Annotated in this window: 14 protein-coding genes; 6 read left to right on the top strand and 8 right to left on the bottom strand. The window is 56.0% G+C overall.

The genetic code is table 11. From position 1 onward, the window contains the following. The first annotated feature begins 6 nt into the window (after positions 1–6). A complete protein-coding gene (gene recG, locus ABL922_RS10035; RefSeq protein WP_349024077.1) occupies positions 7–2,067 on the top strand; it encodes an ATP-dependent DNA helicase RecG in 2,061 nt (686 codons plus the stop codon). Here the strand turns inward: recG and ABL922_RS10040 are convergent. Further along, a complete protein-coding gene (locus ABL922_RS10040) occupies positions 2,064–2,387 on the bottom strand; it encodes a PilZ domain-containing protein (RefSeq protein WP_349024078.1) in 324 nt (107 codons plus the stop codon). The genes recG and ABL922_RS10040 overlap by 4 nt on opposite strands. Positions 2,388–2,480: 93 nt before the next feature. Then, positions 2,481–3,710: a tyrosine--tRNA ligase gene (gene tyrS, locus ABL922_RS10045; protein ID WP_349024079.1), complete on the bottom strand. Its 1,230-nt coding sequence runs from the start codon at positions 3,708–3,710 to the stop codon at positions 2,481–2,483. Between the two features lie 48 nt (positions 3,711–3,758). Between tyrS and ABL922_RS10050 the strand changes: the two genes are divergently transcribed. The 3 genes from ABL922_RS10050 to ABL922_RS10060 all read left to right on the top strand — a co-directional run bounded on the left by ABL922_RS10050 (position 3,759) and on the right by ABL922_RS10060 (position 6,825). Next, positions 3,759–4,307 (top strand): DOMON-like domain-containing protein, encoded by a 549-nt coding sequence (locus ABL922_RS10050; protein WP_349024080.1) that lies wholly within the window; start codon positions 3,759–3,761, stop codon positions 4,305–4,307. After that, a complete protein-coding gene (locus ABL922_RS10055) occupies positions 4,307–5,515 on the top strand; it encodes a DUF1343 domain-containing protein (RefSeq protein ID WP_349024089.1) in 1,209 nt (402 codons plus the stop codon). Before ABL922_RS10050 ends, ABL922_RS10055 begins: the two co-directional genes overlap by 1 nt. A 65-nt stretch (positions 5,516–5,580) precedes the next feature. Beyond that, entirely contained in the window at positions 5,581–6,825 is a 1,245-nt protein-coding gene (locus ABL922_RS10060; protein ID WP_349024081.1) for an MFS transporter, read from the top strand. Positions 6,826–6,832: 7 nt separating this feature from the next. On the opposite strand, the gene ABL922_RS10065 is transcribed toward ABL922_RS10060, so the two are convergent. After that, a complete protein-coding gene (locus ABL922_RS10065) occupies positions 6,833–8,014 on the bottom strand; it encodes a VWA domain-containing protein (RefSeq protein WP_349024082.1) in 1,182 nt (393 codons plus the stop codon). Positions 8,015–8,160: 146 nt separating this feature from the next. On the opposite strand from ABL922_RS10065, the gene ABL922_RS10070 reads away from it, so the two are divergent. Beyond that, positions 8,161–9,570 (top strand): methyl-accepting chemotaxis protein, encoded by a 1,410-nt coding sequence (locus ABL922_RS10070; RefSeq protein WP_349024083.1) that lies wholly within the window; start codon positions 8,161–8,163, stop codon positions 9,568–9,570. Positions 9,571–9,572: 2 nt separating this feature from the next. Here ABL922_RS10070 and ABL922_RS10075 read toward each other — a convergent pair whose 3' ends face one another. From ABL922_RS10075 to ABL922_RS10095, 5 genes are all read right to left on the bottom strand, one after another. After that, a complete protein-coding gene (locus tag ABL922_RS10075) occupies positions 9,573–10,418 on the bottom strand; it encodes a MoxR family ATPase (RefSeq protein ID WP_349024084.1) in 846 nt (281 codons plus the stop codon). An 83-nt stretch (positions 10,419–10,501) separates the two neighbouring features. Beyond that, positions 10,502–11,197 carry a hypothetical protein gene (locus ABL922_RS10080; RefSeq protein WP_349024085.1) on the bottom strand — a complete coding sequence of 232 codons (696 nt, stop codon included), beginning with the start codon at positions 11,195–11,197 and terminating at the stop codon, positions 10,502–10,504. 95 nt (positions 11,198–11,292) lie between these two features. Then, entirely contained in the window at positions 11,293–13,302 is a 2,010-nt protein-coding gene (rpoD, locus tag ABL922_RS10085) for an RNA polymerase sigma factor RpoD (protein ID WP_349024090.1), read from the bottom strand. A 38-nt stretch (positions 13,303–13,340) separates the two neighbouring features. Beyond that, a complete protein-coding gene (gene dnaG, locus ABL922_RS10090) occupies positions 13,341–15,194 on the bottom strand; it encodes a DNA primase (RefSeq protein WP_349024086.1) in 1,854 nt (617 codons plus the stop codon). A gap of 1 nt (position 15,195) precedes the next feature. Beyond that, on the bottom strand, positions 15,196–15,648 hold the full coding sequence (locus ABL922_RS10095; RefSeq protein ID WP_349024087.1) for a GatB/YqeY domain-containing protein: 453 nt from the start codon (positions 15,646–15,648) through the stop codon (positions 15,196–15,198). Positions 15,649–16,057: 409 nt separating this feature from the next. Here ABL922_RS10095 and ABL922_RS10100 point away from each other — a divergent pair. Then, a partial coding sequence (locus ABL922_RS10100) for a carbamoyl-phosphate synthase domain-containing protein (protein WP_349024088.1) occupies positions 16,058–16,641 on the top strand: 584 nt, incomplete at its 3' end.

Below are 16,641 nucleotides of genomic sequence, written 5' to 3' on the forward strand. Positions count from 1 at the left end.
CTAGTCATGCGGCCCGATATTCTCAATCCTTCATTTACCGAAGTGGAAGCGCTGAAGGGCGTGGGGCCGGGTATTGCTCGTCCGCTCGACCGGCTCGGGTTAAAGCGGGTCAAGGATCTGCTCTACCATTTCCCGACGGGCTGGACCTATCGCAAGAACATAAAGGTCGTGGACGAAGCCGATGTCGGGCAAAATATCATCGTCACTCTCGTCGTTGCCAGCCACCGCTCAGGAGGCAGTGCACGCAGCCCGTTGCGGATTCACGGTGTCGACAGTGAAGGCAATTATCTAACCCTGACTTTTTTTGGTCGAACCGGATCCTGGGCCAAAAAACAGTTGCCGGTCGGCGAAACCCGTGTCGTTTCCGGAAAACTGGAACGCTATGGTGACGAACTGCAGATCGTGCATCCGGACCATGTTGCACCTGTTGGCGATTCAAAGCCGGTTGCACTGATAGAGCCGGTCTATCCTCTGTCAGAAGGCATCACGAGTAATCGCCTGCATGGCCTTGTCCTTCAGGCTCTGGAGCGTGTGTCCGCACTCGAAGAATGGATCGAGCCATCTTTGCTCGCAGAGCGCAAATGGCAAAGCTGGAGCCAGTCGATCTCCACGGTCCACCAAAAGGACAGCCAGTCGGCACGCGACCGCCTTGCCTATGATGAACTGTTTGCGAACCAGCTGGCCATGCGGCTTGTCCGCGCCTCGTTGGACCGACGGCGCGGTCCCCAAATCAGCGGTGATGGCAGGCTGATTTCACAGTTGCGCCTGCCTTTTGCGCTCACTGGAGCGCAGAAGCGGGTGATAAGCGAGATAGAGGGTGATTTGCAGCAGACGCGACCGATGTTGCGCCTGTTGCAGGGCGATGTCGGCTCGGGAAAGACAATGGTGGCGTTGCATGCCTTGCTGCGTGCTGTGGAGGCTGGGAAGCAAGGCGCGATGCTCGCGCCGACCGAAATTCTGGCACGCCAGCATCTGGCGAGCCTGCAGGCGTCGCTGGCAGGACTTCCGGTGAATGTCGCGATCCTGACGGGTCGAGAAAAAGGGCGGGTGCGCGAATCGGTGCTAATGGGTTTGGCCGATGGCTCGATCGACATCCTTGTCGGCACGCACGCGATTTTTCAGGAGGCGGTTACTTACAAGGCGCTGGCACTCGCCATAATAGATGAGCAGCATCGATTTGGCGTAAGCCAGCGGCTGATGCTTTCGCGTAAGGGGCAGGGCGTTCCGCATCTTTTGGTGATGACGGCGACCCCGATCCCGCGAAGTCTGGCGCTTGCCTGCTATGGCGAAATGGACATATCGGCGATCGACGAAATGCCACCGGGCCGAACGCCGGTTGAAACGCGGGTCATCTCCGAAGAGCGCCTGCCCGAACTGATCGACGGCGTTGCTCGGCATCTGGAGAGCGGAAAGCAGGCTTTCTGGGTTTGTCCGTTGGTCGAGGAAAGTGAGCGCAGCGAACTCGCTGCCGCCGAACAGCGCGCGGCTATGCTAAAACTACGTTTTGGCGATCTGGTCGCGCTGGTGCACGGTCGGATGAAGGGACCTGAAAAGGACGCCGTGATGGAGGGCTTTGCCGCCGGCAAAACGCGGCTGCTGGTGGCGACTACGGTAATCGAAGTTGGCGTCGATGTGCCCAATGCCAGCTTGATGATTGTCGAAGCGGCGGACCGTTTTGGCCTAGCGCAATTGCACCAATTGCGCGGACGAGTGGGTCGCGGCAGCGAGAAATCGTCCTGCATCCTCGTCCGTTCGGCGCAGGTCAGCGAAACGGCCCGTGCACGACTTGCCTTGATGCGCGAAACCAATGACGGGTTTCGTATAGCCGAAGAAGATTTGAAGCTGCGCGGAGCTGGAGAGTTGCTGGGAACCCGGCAATCAGGGGACAGCCCGTTCCGGGTGGCTACCGACGAGCAGGTCCGCGAGTTGATCGGTGCTGCTTCAGCCGATGCCCGCTTGCTGATCGATCGTGATGGCGGATTGGACGGGCCGCGTGGTGCGGCGGCCCGTATTGCATTATATCTGTTTGAACGCGATGCCGGCCTAGCTACGCTGCGCGGTGGTTAGCGGACCTTCGGCCCGACAACGTCAACCAGCGCCATGAAATCAGGCAGCCGCACGACACGTTCGAACTGAAATCCTGCGCGACCATCGACCGACCAGATAAGATGCGCTTCAATGCGACCGACAACCGGCAAACGCATTTCGATGCGATCGCCATGTTCAAAAACCGTGTTGTTGTCGATCATGAATCCGTGCGCTGATATATTGGATATATGCAGCTTCTGCTCGCCATGTTTCTTGCTGTCAGCCAGCACATCATAGCTCGCCCGATGCCGGGCTGCCCGACGCATGTCATAATTTTCATCAATAGCCGGTTGTGCCATGTCTTTTGTCCTGTTTCGACGAGGGTCGCAGGACTGGTGTGACAGGCTTTTACGAAAAAATGGTAAAATCTCGTCGCACGAAATTTTACCGTGTTATGCGAATTCGATCAAACCATGTTTCTTTTTTCCGGCTGAAATACGAATCATTTCTCCAGCCTTTGAAATCGTTGCATTTTCATCAGCGACGGCCTCACCATCGATCCTTGCGCCGCCGCCTGAAATAAGTCGGCGGGCCTCTTTCTTCGAAGCCGTCAGACCAAGCGCAACCATGGCATCAACCAGCGAAATTTCCGATTCGGTAACCATAATTGTGGGTAACGCGTCCCCGCCGGAACCCTCTTCGAAGGTTTTGCGAGCCGTTTCGGCTGCCGCAGCGGCGGCTTCCGATCCATGCGCCATAGTCGTCGCCGCATCGGCAAGAGCTTTCTTGGCCTCGTTAATTTCCGACCCCTGAAGAGACTCCAATCGCTCGATTTCGGCGAGATCGATATCGGTGAATAGCCGCAGGAAGCGACCGACATCGGCATCCTGCGTATTGCGCCAGAATTGCCAATAGTCATAGGCGGGCAACTGGTCTTGATTCAGCCAGACAGCGCCTTTGGCCGTCTTACCCATCTTGGCACCGTCTGCCGTCGCCAGCAGCGGTGTCGTTAGGCCGTAAACCTCCATCGCATCCATGCGGCGCGACAGTTCGATGCCGTTGACGATATTGCCCCATTGGTCCGATCCGCCCATTTGCAGACGCACGCCCATTTCCTGCGCCAGATGGCGGAAGTCATAGCCCTGCAAGATCATGTAATTGAACTCGAGGAAGGTCATCGGCTGTTCGCGATCGAGCCGCAGCTTCACCGAATCGAATGACAGCATCCGGTTGATGGTGAAATGCGTGCCGACTTTTTGAAGCATTTCAATATAGCCGAGCTTACCCAGCCAATCATGGTTGTTGACCATGACTGCATCGGTCGGGCCATCGCCAAACTTCAGGAAGCGATCGAAGATCGTTTTGATCGACGCGATATTGGCTTCAATAGCCTCATCGCTCAGCATCTTGCGACTTTCGTCACGACCGGTGGGGTCGCCGATCCGTGTTGTGCCACCACCCATCAATACTACAGGCTTATGTCCGGTCTGTTGCAGGCGACGCAGCATCATGATTTGCACGAGCGATCCGACATGAAGTGAAGGCGCGGTTGCATCGAAACCAATATAGGCCGGCACGATCTGCTTCGCGGCAAGCGCGTCCAGCCCGTCAGCGTCGGTTAGTTGGTGGATATAACCACGACTATCGAGTAGGCGCAGGAGATCGGATTTATACTGGCTCATGTCGGTCTCTGGATGGATTTTGGGGCCGCCTAGCATGGAGTTTCGCGCTTGGCCAAGCATTCTATGAATTGTCACCCGGACACACCGGCGAAAATCGTCCAGGGCTTTACCGTCGAAATTGAACGACAGGGAACGGGACGCATCTGGATTCGGTACCATGTCGAAGCACCGGTCGATGATCTGGAGCTGGGTTTGCCGGGCGAACCTGAACGTCGCGACGAGCTGTGGAGGACGACCTGCTTCGAAGCGTTTGTTCAGGCAGCGGGCAGCGACAGCTATCAGGAGTTCAACTTCGCTCCCTCCAGTGCATGGGCAGCTTACAGCTTCACAGGCTATCGAGAGGGAATGGCCGAGTTGCCGATGTCTTCGGTTCCCGAACTGGGCAATGATGCCAGCGAGAGCCACTTCGCGCTCGAAGCCATTTTTGACCTTCCGTCTGAATTATACGACAAGGAATTGCAGATGGCCGTCACTGCAGTGATCGAGGCGCTGGACGGCACCAAATCCTATTGGTCTTTAGCGCATCCCGCTGGCGCACCCGATTTTCACCATCCCGATTGCTTTACGCTGCGTCTTCCGGCACGAGCCAAAGCATGATCAAATTCGGTATCGACCGCCTGCTTTCCGAACCCGAACTGCGCCGCGAACTGGCGGGCAAAAGGGTAGCCCTTGTTGCTCACCCCGCCTCGGTAACGGCAGGGTTGCACCATTCGCTGGATGCGCTGATCGCTATGGGTGATCTCAACATCTCTGCAGCTTTCGGTCCGCAGCACGGGCTGAAGGGCGACAAGCAGGACAATATGGTCGAGTCTGCGGACTTCACCGACCCCGTTTACAACATCCCGGTGTTCAGCCTCTATGGCGAGGTACGCCGCCCGAGCGGGCAGATGATGTCGACCTTCGATGTTGTGCTGGTCGATCTTCAAGACCTCGGCTGCCGGATCTACACTTTCATCACTACCTTGCTCTACATCCTCGAAGAGGCGGCGAAGCACAAAAAGACTGTCTGGGTGCTTGATCGCCCCAATCCCGCCGGACGACCGATCGAAGGCCTGACGCTGCAGGAAGGGTGGGAGAGCTTCGTCGGAGCCGGACCTATCCCGATGCGCCACGGTCTGACGCTAGGCGAGCTCGGTTACTGGTTCATCGATCATTTCAAGCTCGACGTCGATTATCGCGTTGTAGAGATGCAAGGTTATCGCCCGGACGAAGCCCCCGGTTTTGGTTGGCCGTCGGACGAACGCGTCTGGATCAATCCCAGTCCCAACGCCGCAAATCTCAATATGGCGCGCGCCTATGCAGGCACAGTGATGCTCGAAGGCGCAACGCTCAGCGAGGGCAGGGGGACGACGCGCCCGCTCGAGCTTTTCGGCGCTCCCGACATTGATGCGCGCTTGGTAATGGCTGAAATGGAGCGCCTTGCGCCCAAATGGCTGCGCGGATGCAAGATGCGCGAAATCTGGTTTGAACCGACCTTCCACAAGCATGTCGGCAAGATGTGCCACGGCGTGCATATTCATGCCGAAGGCGGCTTTTACAGCCATCAGGATTTCCAGCCTTGGCGACTGCAGGCGCTCGCCTTCAAGGCCATTCGCCGCCTCTATCCCGATTATCCTTTGTGGCGCGGCACTGATTTCAAATATGAATATACCAATGATGTGCTCGCCATCGACGTGATCAATGGCGGGCCATTGTTGCGGGAATGGGTTGATGATGCGGCGGCGATGCCGTCCGACCTTGACCTTGTTGCCAAGGCAGACGAAGACAGTTGGGGAGAGGAGAGGCAGCGCTATCTCCTATATTGAGGAGAGCCCCGTTGACGACAGAGCCGGCAAAGGCCGAATTGCCAAAATCGCCCAATTCGCTGCGTTTGACGCTTTGGGTTTTGCTCATTGTCTATATCTTCAATTTCCTAGACCGCCAGATTGTCAATATACTCGCCGAACCGATCAAAAAGGATTTGGGTTTAAGCGATACTCAAATCGGATTGATGGCCGGGGTTGCCTTTGCCGCCTTTTATACACTTTTGGGCATCCCGATTGCCCGCTTGGCCGACAATCCCAAAACTGATCGTATTGGCCTGATCGCGGGCGCACTCGTTATCTGGTCCGGCATGACAGCCATGTGCGGGATGGCACAGAATTTCATCCAGCTTTTGCTTGCAAGAATAGGTGTCGGAATTGGTGAGGCTGGATGCACTCCAGCGGCCCACTCCCTGATTGCCGACATGACGGAGCCCGCGAAGCGTCCTGCAGCGATGGCTTTTTATGCGCTGGGCATCCCGATCGGTTCTTTGCTTGGCATGCTTATAGGCGGTCAACTGGCCGACGCCTATGGTTGGCGTTCCGCTTTTATTGCGGTCGGGTTGCCAGGGATCATTTTGGCTTTTTTCGTTGTCTGGTTGTTACGCGATCCACGTAAAGTGGAGGTCATAGCATCGGCTTCTCGCCAAAAAATGCCTCAAATGGACAGCAAACAGGCTTTTGCTGAAATCTTGAAATCGAAGGGATTCATGCTTTTGCTGGTGGCTGGTTCAGCGGCGTCTTTTCTTAGCTATGGCAAAGGAACATGGACCACGATTTTCTTCCAGAGGACGCATGGTTTAAGTGCCGGCGAAACCGGTTTCTGGTTCGGGATTTGGGGCGGCATCGCGGGAATAGTCGGGACATGGCTTGGTGGATGGCTTGCGGCTAGATACGGAGCAGTCGATCGTCGACATGTTTTCACAGCCCCGGCTATCGGTATGGCTCTGGCTATTCCGTTCGCTTTAGCTAGCTATCACGTGGCCGATTGGCGATTGTCGCTGGCTTTATTGATGTTTCCGACTTTGCTCAATTCGCTTTATTATGGCCCGACATATTCTAGTGCTCAGGGTCTAGTCCCGTTACGTGCTCGAGCTATGGCCAGCGCGTCGTTGCTATTCTGTCAAAACCTTATCGGCTTGGGATTGGGGCCATTGTTCTTCGGCATGCTGTCCGATCTATTCCGACCTATGGCTGGCGACGAGAGCGTTCGCTGGGTGCTCTATGGCGCGGCGTTTCTAGGCCTTGTTCCGGCCTTTTTCTTCTGGCGGGCCGGGCTGCGGATGAACGAGGAGCTCGATCAAAAGGGTTGAGCACGGCTCAGCCGTTTTTGCGCACCAGTTCGCGCATAGCATCATCCAGCCCTTCAAGGGTCAACGGATACATGCGGTCTTTTACCAGCTCCTTGATGATCTTTGTCGACTGCGAATAGTTCCAATGCGCCTCAGGCGTCGGGTTCAGCCAGATCGTTGCCGGATAAGTATTGACCATACGCTGCAGCCAGACGGCGCCTGCCTCTTCATTGAAATGCTCAACCGACCCGCCCGGATGCGAGATTTCGTAAGGGCTCATCGCCGCATCGCCGACGAAGATCAGCTTATAGTCGTGCGGGAATTTGTGCAGCACTTCCCACAATGGCGTGCGCTCGGCGAAACGGCGGCGGTTGTCTTTCCAAACGCCTTCGTAAACGCAGTTGTGGAAATAGAAGAATTCAAGATTTTTGAACTCTGCCGTCGCGGCACTGAACAGTTCCTCGCACAGTTTGATAAACGGATCCATTGATCCGCCAACGTCGAGGAACAGCAATACCTTGATCGCATTTCGCCTCTCGGCGCGCATATGAATATCGAGCCAACCTTGCCGCGCAGTGCCATTGATCGTGCTGTCTATATCCAGCTCATCCTGCGCGCCTTCACGGGCGAATTTTCTCAGGCGACGCATCGCGATCTTGATATTGCGCGTGCCCAGTTCCTTGGTGTTATCGAGATTCTGGAACTCGCGTTTTTCCCATACTTTCAACGCACGCTTGTGTTTCGATTCACCACCAATGCGAACGCCTTCGGGGTTGTAACCATTGTTGCCGAAAGGCGACGTTCCACCCGTGCCAATCCACTTATTGCCGCCTTCATGGCGCTTTTGCTGTTCTTCGAGGCGCTTTTTCAGCGTCTCCATGATCTCGTCCCAGCTGCCCAGCGACTTGATTTTTTCCATCTCCTCGGGCGACAGAAATTTCTCGGCGATGGCCTTCAGCCAGTCTTCGGGGATTTCCGCAGTGTTGGTACCATATTCCGATAGAATGCCCTTGAAGACCTTGTTGAACACCTGGTCGAAACGGTCGAGCTGGGCTTCATCCTTCACCAAAATCGCCCGCGACAGATAGTAGAATTCCTCGGGACTCTGTTCGATGACATCCGCGTCTAGCGCTTCAAGCAACGCTAGATGTTCCTTCAAGGATGCCGGGATGCCGGCGGAACGGAGCTCGTCTAGGAAATTGAAGAACATTTATGTGCTTCCGATTAATCAGCTGATTAAGAAATTCATGGCCTGACGGAAAGCTTTCGTCAACCGAATTGGAAGAGGACATTTTAACCAGTCGCTAAGCAATCCCGTTTACCATGTTTGCAAGCTGGACAAGGGCTCGCAATAATATGGAAAACCTGGCTTTGCAGACAAATAGATGGATAGATGATACCGCAAAGATATGCGGTGAAGTTGCCGTGGATTGTTCGGATACCGCAGGAACGGTTGAACAGGCGACGAAAGCGGCCGACGATTTGCGTCGCGAGCATGGTTTGCTCGAAGCGATTACAGATAAGCTTACCGACGAAATCGAGAATGTGGCGCACGCAACGGAGGAGGCCAAGGAGCTTTCCGATGTTGCCCGCGAAAAACTCGAGGCTAGTCATGCAACCATCGAGAATTCGATGGCCGGATTCTCAGACATGATCGATCTGATCAATCGCTTGGGTAATCATATCGCAGGCTTCGCGGCTGCAATGGAGCAGGTGAAGCGGGCGTCGCAGGCAATCGACAGCATCGCCCGCACGACCAATATGCTTGCGTTGAACGCAGCGATTGAGGCGCAAAAAGCGGGTGAGGCAGGGCAGACTTTTGCCGTCGTCGCTGCCGAAGTGAAAAAGCTGGCGCTCGATTCGCGGACAGCTGCGGTCGAAATTACCGGCACCGTTAATTCATTGGCGGCTGAAGCCGAAAAGTTGGCTGTTGAAATCGGTACCGGTATCGAAGGCAGCGGAGAGGCACAGGCCCAGTTTGCCAATATGGAAGACTTGCTGGGCGGATTGACGCAAATAGTCGGTCAGGTTGACGATCGAACCAGCGAGATTGCCGTCAACACAGCCGCTATAAATCTGGGATTGGCCGAATCGCGCAAGGTGCGCGTCGCTGTCGCCCAAGCAAATGATCAGATGCACGATCGGCTACAGGTGGCCCATAAGGAGCTTTCCGAGCTCGAACTCCGCGCAAATACGATGTTTGACAAGATTGTGCATAGTGGCATGTCAAAAGACGACAGTGCTTTTGTCGAACTCGCGCTCGAGAAAAACCGCGAAGTTGTCCAACTGACCGAAGCCGCGATCGAGGCGGGTGAATTGACGCTCGATGCGTTGTTTGATGAAAATCTGGTTCTCATTCCCGGCAGCAATCCGCCGCGCTTCGCCTCAAAGCTGACAGCTTGGGCAGATAAAAACTGGCGCCCCTTTTATGACCGCACGAAGGCGCTGCGCCCTGAAATCTTGACCGTAGTCTGCACCAGTCGTGATGGTTTCCTGCCAACCCATTTGAGCGAGTTTTCGAGGGCCCCGACCGGTGATCTGGCGCATGACACGCGTTATTGCCGCAACGGTCGTGTATTCAACGAGGAAGGCATCGATCTGATCGCAAAAGCCAGCGAGCAGGACTATATGATGGCCGTCTATCGCCACACCGGCGCGACGTCGCAGGGCGGAAATCGCGATTCAGCTGTCGTCCGCAACGTCTATGTCCCGCTGCGAATTAAGGGCCGCCGTTGGGGTGACCTTGAGGTTGCCTATATCCTCTAGGATCAATTGCCCTGACGGCGCGCCATGAATGCCAACCGTTCGAACAGCATTACATCCTGTTCGTTCTTGAGCAACGCGCCGTGGAGCGGCGGAATTGCCTTGGTTGGATCGCGGTTCTGCAGGACGTCGAGCGGCATGTCTTCATGCAGAAGCAGTTTCAGCCAATCGAGCAGTTCGCTGGTGGACGGCTTTTTCTTGAGACCTGGCACCTCACGGATGTCGTAGAAGATATCCATCGCTTTCGAGACCAGCATCTTCTGGATACCCGGGAAGTGGACGTCGATGATCGCTTGCATCGTCTCACGATCGGGAAATTTGATATAATGGAAGAAGCAGCGGCGCAGGAACGCATCGGGCAGTTCCTTCTCGTTGTTGGACGTAATGACCACGATTGGGCGCTCGATGGCCCGGATGGTCTCGTGCGTCTCATAGACATAGAATTCCATCCGATCGAGTTCCTGCAACAGATCGTTCGGAAACTCGATGTCGGCTTTGTCGATCTCGTCAATCAGCAAGACGGGTAGCTTTTCCGAGGTGAAGGCTTCCCACAATTTGCCGCGCTTGATGTAATTGCGGATATCGTGAACGCGCTCGTCACCCAATTGACTGTCACGTAAGCGAGCGACGGCGTCATATTCATAGAGGCCTTGATGTGCCTTGGTGGTGGATTTAATGTTCCACTCGATCAACGGAGCATCCATGGCTTTGGCGATTTCCTGCGCCAGCACGGTTTTACCCGTTCCCGGTTCGCCTTTGACGAGAAGCGGACGACGCAGCTTTACCGCCGCATTCACGGCAACTTTCAGATCGTCGGTCGCGACATAATTTTTGGTGCCGTCAAAGCGCATCTATCTTCCCCGATTTAATCACACGATTAACCGATAAGCAGCGAAAAGCCGCAATGCAACAGGCTTTGTGAGGCGTGGGGTTTTTATTCGCTGAGAAGTGCGTGGTGGCGGGCAGCAATCACTTGCCAAAGGCCGCGTTGCTGCGCCAGCATCTGGTCCCGACCAAAAGTCATCGCGCGTTGAATGGCAGCACTGCCAGCCAGTTTTCGCGCAAGGTCTGCGGTTGCTTCGCGGTCTGGAAGAAGGCAGGCAGGGGCTTCGATACCCAGTCGCAGCGCGACATAATCGAGCAGCGGGCGGCTGCGCTGCCAGTCAAGAGCAAATGCCATTGCAGCACCCGCTGGGCAACCGTTGCGGTCCGAAGTCGCCAGCATTTCCATGCTGCGCCCCTGATTTTCAATGAGGCTGTTTACACGATCCTGGCCGACTTGCCGATGAATCGGGCCAGCTTCGACCGTCAGGCGATTGAGGAACACACGTTCGAGCGCGAAAGCATCGATTGCTTGAACGAGCCATTCGCGGGCATCCTGCTCGACAATTTTTTGTCCTGCAAAGTCGATTACACCCGGATGACGACCGAAACACACGTTCATGAAATGCGCGATATCGGCCTTGAGCGCCGGTCGGCACAATTTGACCTGCGTGCGTAGTTGAGAGCCGTTGTCGCTCTTTTCGAGAAAGGCGATCAGGGACGCGACGATGGGGTCGCAGCCTTGCGCAGCTACGCTGTCGACAAATTGCCGCCCGAAATCCAGTTGATTACTGGCTGTCAGTCCCATTCCGCACTCCGGCTTGCGCTGACTGGTAAAGGCAGCACTACAAGTCGGAAATATCAGCAAAATCTAAACGGGAAGTTTACGGCCTGCTGAAGCGTTTACTGATCGAGGAACGAACGCATTTTACGCGAGCGCGACGGATGCTTGAGCTTCCGCAATGCCTTGGCTTCAATCTGACGGATACGTTCACGCGTAACGCTGAACTGCTGACCGACCTCTTCCAAAGTGTGGTCAGTGTTCATCCCGATGCCGAAGCGCATGCGCAGCACACGTTCTTCACGCGGCGTCAGGCTGGCTAAAACGCGGGTGACCGTTTCCTTGAGGTTCGCCTGAATAGCCGCATCGACAGGAATGATCGCATTTTTGTCTTCGATGAAATCGCCAAGATGCGAATCTTCTTCGTCGCCAATCGGCGTTTCGAGGCTGATCGGTTCCTTGGCGATTTTCATCACCTTGCGGACTTTTTCGAGCGGCATCGAAAGACGCTCGGCCATTTCCTCGGGGGTCGGCTCGCGGCCCTGCTCGTGCAGGAACTGACGGCTGCAACGCACCAGCTTGTTGATCGTTTCGATCATATGCACCGGAATACGGATGGTGCGCGCCTGATCGGCGATCGAACGGGTGATTGCCTGCCGGATCCACCAAGTCGCATAGGTGCTGAACTTGTAACCGCGGCGATATTCGAATTTATCGACCGCCTTCATCAGGCCGATATTACCTTCCTGAATGAGATCAAGGAATTGCAGGCCGCGATTGGTATATTTTTTGGCGATCGAGATCACGAGGCGAAGGTTGGCTTCGACCATTTCCTTCTTCGCGATGCGCGCTTCGCGTTCGCCCTTTTGCACCATATTCACGATGCGGCGGAATTCGTTGAGGCTCATGCCGGTATTGGCCGCGATATCCGAGATTTCGCCCCGGATGCGCTCGACGGCGTCAACTTCGCTTTCCGCGAATTTTGCCCATTTCTTGTCGAGTGCCGAAACGCTTTCTATCCAGCCCTCATCAAGTTCATGGCCCATATAGCGGTCAAGGAAATCCTTGCGAGGCACTTTGTGACGCTCGGCGAGGCGCAGCATCTGGCCGCCAAGCGCGGTCAAACGGCGGTTGAACGAATAAAGCTGGTCAACCAGATATTCGATCTTGTTGGCGTGGAACTGCACACTTTCGACTTCGGCTGTCAGGTCTTCGCGCAGTTTCTGATATTTGTTTTCCGCAGCCTTGGGAAACTCCCCGCTGGAGGCCATCGCGACCATGCGGTCGTTCTGGATTTTCGAAAACTGCTTGAACAGGCTGGTGATCGTCGCAAAGCGTTCGAGCGCAGCGGGCTTCAAAGCCTCTTCCATCTGCGCGAGGCTGAGGGTGTTGTCTTCCTCTTCCTCTTCGACCGGACGCGCGCGGCGTTCGGTCATATCGTCTTCGTCTTCGTCTGCGGTCTGTTCTTCCTCAATATCTTCCTCTTCCTTGTAGGAAGGGCCAGCGGTAGCTTCGCTGATTTCGCCGTCGCCTTCATCCTCACCGTCTTCAGTCAGGTTTTCGGGCGCCGGTTCTTTCGAAAGCATCGCATCGAGATCGAGGATTTCACGCAGCTGCATTTCGCCATTGTTGAGCGCGTTCGACCATTCGATAATCGCGTGGAAGGTGATCGGGCTTTCGCAGAGCCCGAGAATCATCGTGTCGCGGCCAGCTTCAATGCGCTTCGCAATAGCGATTTCGCCTTCACGGCTGAGCAGCTCGACCGCGCCCATTTCGCGCAGATACATGCGCACCGGATCGTCGGTGCGATCGCCGGTGCCGGTCTTCTTGACGGTGGAGGTCAGCGAACGCGGGTCATTTTCCGAAATATGATCGACGGTTTCGGTATCGTCTTCCTCGCGATCCTCGCCATCTTCGCCGGCTTCGTCGCTCTCGACAATCTGCACGCCCATGTCGTTGATGGCTGACATAACGTCTTCAATCTGTTCGGAAGACATCTGATCCTGTGGCAGAGCTTCATTCAGCTCGTCATAGGTCAGATATCCACGGCGTTTCGCTTTCGCGAGCAGCTTTTTCACCTGCGCGTCGTTGAGATCGATCAGCGGCGCATCGCCGCCTGTGCCATCTTCCATTTCGGGTTGCGTAGCCAAGATTCTGTTTCCCCGTTATATTACAAAAGGTCTTCGCGCTGCAACAGCGCAGCCAGACGCATGTCGAATTCCTGCTTTTCCTGTCGCAGCCGCTGTTGCTCGGCGAAATTGGCTTCAGTGAGATCGGTGCTCGCCAATTCGGTTGCCCTTTGCAGTGCTGCTTCCAACTCGGGCCGCTGCTTCATCAGCCGGATTGCTTCGTCCAGCTGCCTGAAGGCCTGCGCCCCAGCCAGTTCCTCGCTGCCGGTTTGACGATTAAACCCGAAGGCTGCACCATCACCCTGCAACAAGGCTTGCGCCATATTATACAGATCGTCCCCTAATATGGTAAGCAAGGCCGCACTATCAAGTGTTTCTTTGCCAGCATAAGACAGAGCCGAATCGAGCATGGCTGAAAGCAGTCTAGCATGGTTGGGGTCGCGAGGAGCGAGGTCGGCCAATGCCTCTTGGTGCCGGATGAGCTGTGACGGCTCACTGAGGAGTGCGGCCAGCACTCCGCGCATCAATATGTCCGTTCCTTGGTTGCGGATCGCCTTGGCTTCGTTTGAAGCAGGGGGAGGGGTGTTCGGCTTCCAAGGGCCGCGCTTTTGCTGGGTTTGGCGATAGGGCTGTTCGCGACGGGCAAACAAGATGTCAAAACGTTCGCGAAAAGCATCGGCATAATGCCGCCGAATCTCGGCATCAGCGATATTGGCCACATGCACGCCTAGGCGCTGTTTGAAACCGGCGCGGTCCTCAGGCGTATCTACCGGCTCGGTAGCGAGTTCGGTTTTCCAAAGACGCTCGACCAACGGTTCCGAAGCATCAAGCAAATCGGCAAAAGCGCGTGGTCCGGCGCTGCGCACCAGATCGTCCGGGTCCTGCCCATCAGGAAGAGTAACAAATTCGAGGCTGTGGCCGGGTTTTAGGCCACCCAATGCACGTTGTGCCGCGCGGAAGGCGGCTTTCTGCCCAGCGGCATCGCCATCGAAGCAGAGCAGGGGCTTTGGCACCATGCGCCACAGCATCGTTATTTGCTGCTCGGTCAGCGCGGTGCCGAGTGGCGCTACGGCCTCGCCAAAACCCGCCTGGGCGAGCGCGATGGCGTCCATATAGCCTTCAACCACGATCACGCGGCCAGAGGCGCGAGAGGCAGCGGACGCCTTGTCGAGATTATAGAGCGTGCGGCCTTTGTCGAACAAAGGCGTGTCAGGAGAGTTGAGATATTTGGGCTCGCCTGCACCCAATATCCGCCCGCCAAAGGCGATGACCCTGCCGCGCGGATCGCGGATCGGGATCATCAGGCGCCCGCGAAAGCGATCATAGGGCTCTTTGTCCTCTACCGAAATCAGCAGGCCTGCCTCGACGAGCTTGTCATCGCCAAAATGTTTGAGCGCCTCTTTCAACTTGCCCCGGCTGTCAGGCGCAAAACCGAAGCCGAATGCCTTGATTGTCTCCGGCTTCAACCCGCGCCGTTCGCAATAGGCACGCGCTTCGGCACCCTCCAACCCCTGGAATTGCGCGACAAACCAATCCTGCGCTGCCGTCATGACGTCATATAGTGTGTTCGCGCGCTCGGCCTTGGCGGCCGCTTTGGGGTCAGCTGCAGGAACCTGCATGCCTGCGGCTTCAGCCAGTTCCTTCACCGCATCCATGAAGCTCAGCCCGCGCTGGTCGGTCATCCAGCGGATGGCATCGCCATGCGCCGAACAGCCAAAGCAGTGGTAGAAGCCCTTTTCATCGTTGATCGTGAAACTGGGCGTTTTTTCGTTATGGAAAGGGCAACAGGCCTTATATTCGCGCCCCGCCTTGGTCACCTTGATGCTACGCCCGATCAACGCGGAAAGCGTTGTCCGCGCGCGCAGTTCATCCAGCCATTGCGGGGTTAGCGACACTTCAGGTCAATGCCGCCTTCACCAGCGCGCTTGCCTTGCTCATGTCGAGGCTCGCGGCGTGGCGGTCTTTCAGGGTGGCCATCACGCGGCCCATATCCTTGACCGTTTCCGCGCCCAATTCGGCCTTGATGGCTTCGATTGCGGCTTTGGTTTCGTCCTCGCTCATTTGAGCGGGCAGGAATTCTTCGATCACCGCAAGTTCGGCGGCTTCGACGGCTGCAAGTTCGGCGCGGCCACCCTGTTCATAGAGCGCAATCGATTCGCGGCGTTGCTTGACCATTTTCTGCAGCACTTCGACAACCAGCGCATCATCATCGGGTTGCTGCGACGCGGTGCGCAATTCGATATCGCGGTCCTTGATTTTGGCGAGGATGAGGCGGACGGCGGCCAGACGGTTTTTTTCACCGGCCTTCATGGCGGTGATCTGTGCGGCTTTAATGGTATCTCGAATCATGGAATTCTCGCTCTGAAATATATCTGCTCCGGGCCATAGAGCCGACCGGTCCGCCAAACAATCTTGCAATGTAGGATCGGATTTGGAATGCTCTGCACGCTCTTTGAACCTGTTGATATATGGCGAAAGTCGCCCTCGGGAAAATATGGCCAAGTGCGGATGCTAAGGTGACATAAGGTTACAGATGGGGGGTAGGGTAGTAGTGGACCTTTGTTACCTTACAGCCTTTCCACCCGTGACGAGGGCACAAGGCATTCCGCGCCGGAAGGGTGCGGAAATTGTGTGGAAGAATGCGACTCGGCATATTCCACAGATTTTATTCCTTATTTGATTGACCTTCGTAGCCCCCGTCTCTAGGCGCGGTGCCTTAGCGACATCGCCAGAAACTCTTTGCAAAAGGACCGCCAAAATGGCTGACCCTATCACTACGCGCGCGCCCTCTGGAGCGACAGGCGTATTGATATTGGCGTCGGGCGAAATGTTATGGGGCAAAGGGTTTGGCGCACAGGGTGCAGGTGTCGGCGAGGTTTGCTTCAACACCGCGATGACCGGCTATCAGGAAGTGATGACTGATCCCAGCTACGCCAAGCAGATCGTCAATTTCACCTTTCCGCATATCGGCAATGTCGGTGCAAATCTTGAGGATATGGAGGCGACCAACGCGCATGCGATTGGAGCTATCGTCCGGCAGGATGTGACCGATCCGTCCAATTTCCGCGCCACCCAGCATTTTGACGCCTGGATGAAGGCAAATGGCCGGATCGGTTTGTCGGGTATAGACACCCGCGCGCTGACGCGGTTGATCCGGGTTCGCGGGGCGCCAAATGCTGTGATTGCGCATTTTGATCCGCAAGCGCCGTTTGCATTTGACCATTTCCTCGACCAAGTCCGTGAATGGCCGGGGCTGGAGGGGATGGATCTGGCCAAGGATGTGACGACGCTGCAAAGCTATGGCTGGGACGGCGGGCTTTGGACGCTGGGGCAGGGTTATGC

Origin of the sequence: Sphingorhabdus sp., assembly GCF_040079335.1 — a bacterium.
Classification (GTDB): domain Bacteria; phylum Pseudomonadota; class Alphaproteobacteria; order Sphingomonadales; family Sphingomonadaceae; genus Sphingorhabdus_B.

Excerpts from the sequence above, each read along its gene's own strand:
- recG (WP_349024077.1), top strand. The coding sequence starts at position 7 with ATGCGGCCCGATATTCTCAATCCTTCATTTACCGAAGTGGAAGCGCTG.
- ABL922_RS10040 (WP_349024078.1), bottom strand. The coding sequence starts at position 2,387 with ATGGCACAACCGGCTATTGATGAAAATTATGACATGCGTCGGGCAGCC.
- tyrS (WP_349024079.1), bottom strand. The coding sequence starts at position 3,710 with ATGAGCCAGTATAAATCCGATCTCCTGCGCCTACTCGATAGTCGTGGT.
- ABL922_RS10065 (WP_349024082.1), bottom strand. The coding sequence starts at position 8,014 with ATGTTCTTCAATTTCCTAGACGAGCTCCGTTCCGCCGGCATCCCGGCA.
- ABL922_RS10070 (WP_349024083.1), top strand. The coding sequence starts at position 8,161 with ATGGAAAACCTGGCTTTGCAGACAAATAGATGGATAGATGATACCGCA.
- ABL922_RS10075 (WP_349024084.1), bottom strand. The coding sequence starts at position 10,418 with ATGCGCTTTGACGGCACCAAAAATTATGTCGCGACCGACGATCTGAAA.
- ABL922_RS10080 (WP_349024085.1), bottom strand. The coding sequence starts at position 11,197 with ATGGGACTGACAGCCAGTAATCAACTGGATTTCGGGCGGCAATTTGTC.
- rpoD (WP_349024090.1), bottom strand. The coding sequence starts at position 13,302 with ATGGAAGATGGCACAGGCGGCGATGCGCCGCTGATCGATCTCAACGAC.
- ABL922_RS10095 (WP_349024087.1), bottom strand. The coding sequence starts at position 15,648 with ATGATTCGAGATACCATTAAAGCCGCACAGATCACCGCCATGAAGGCC.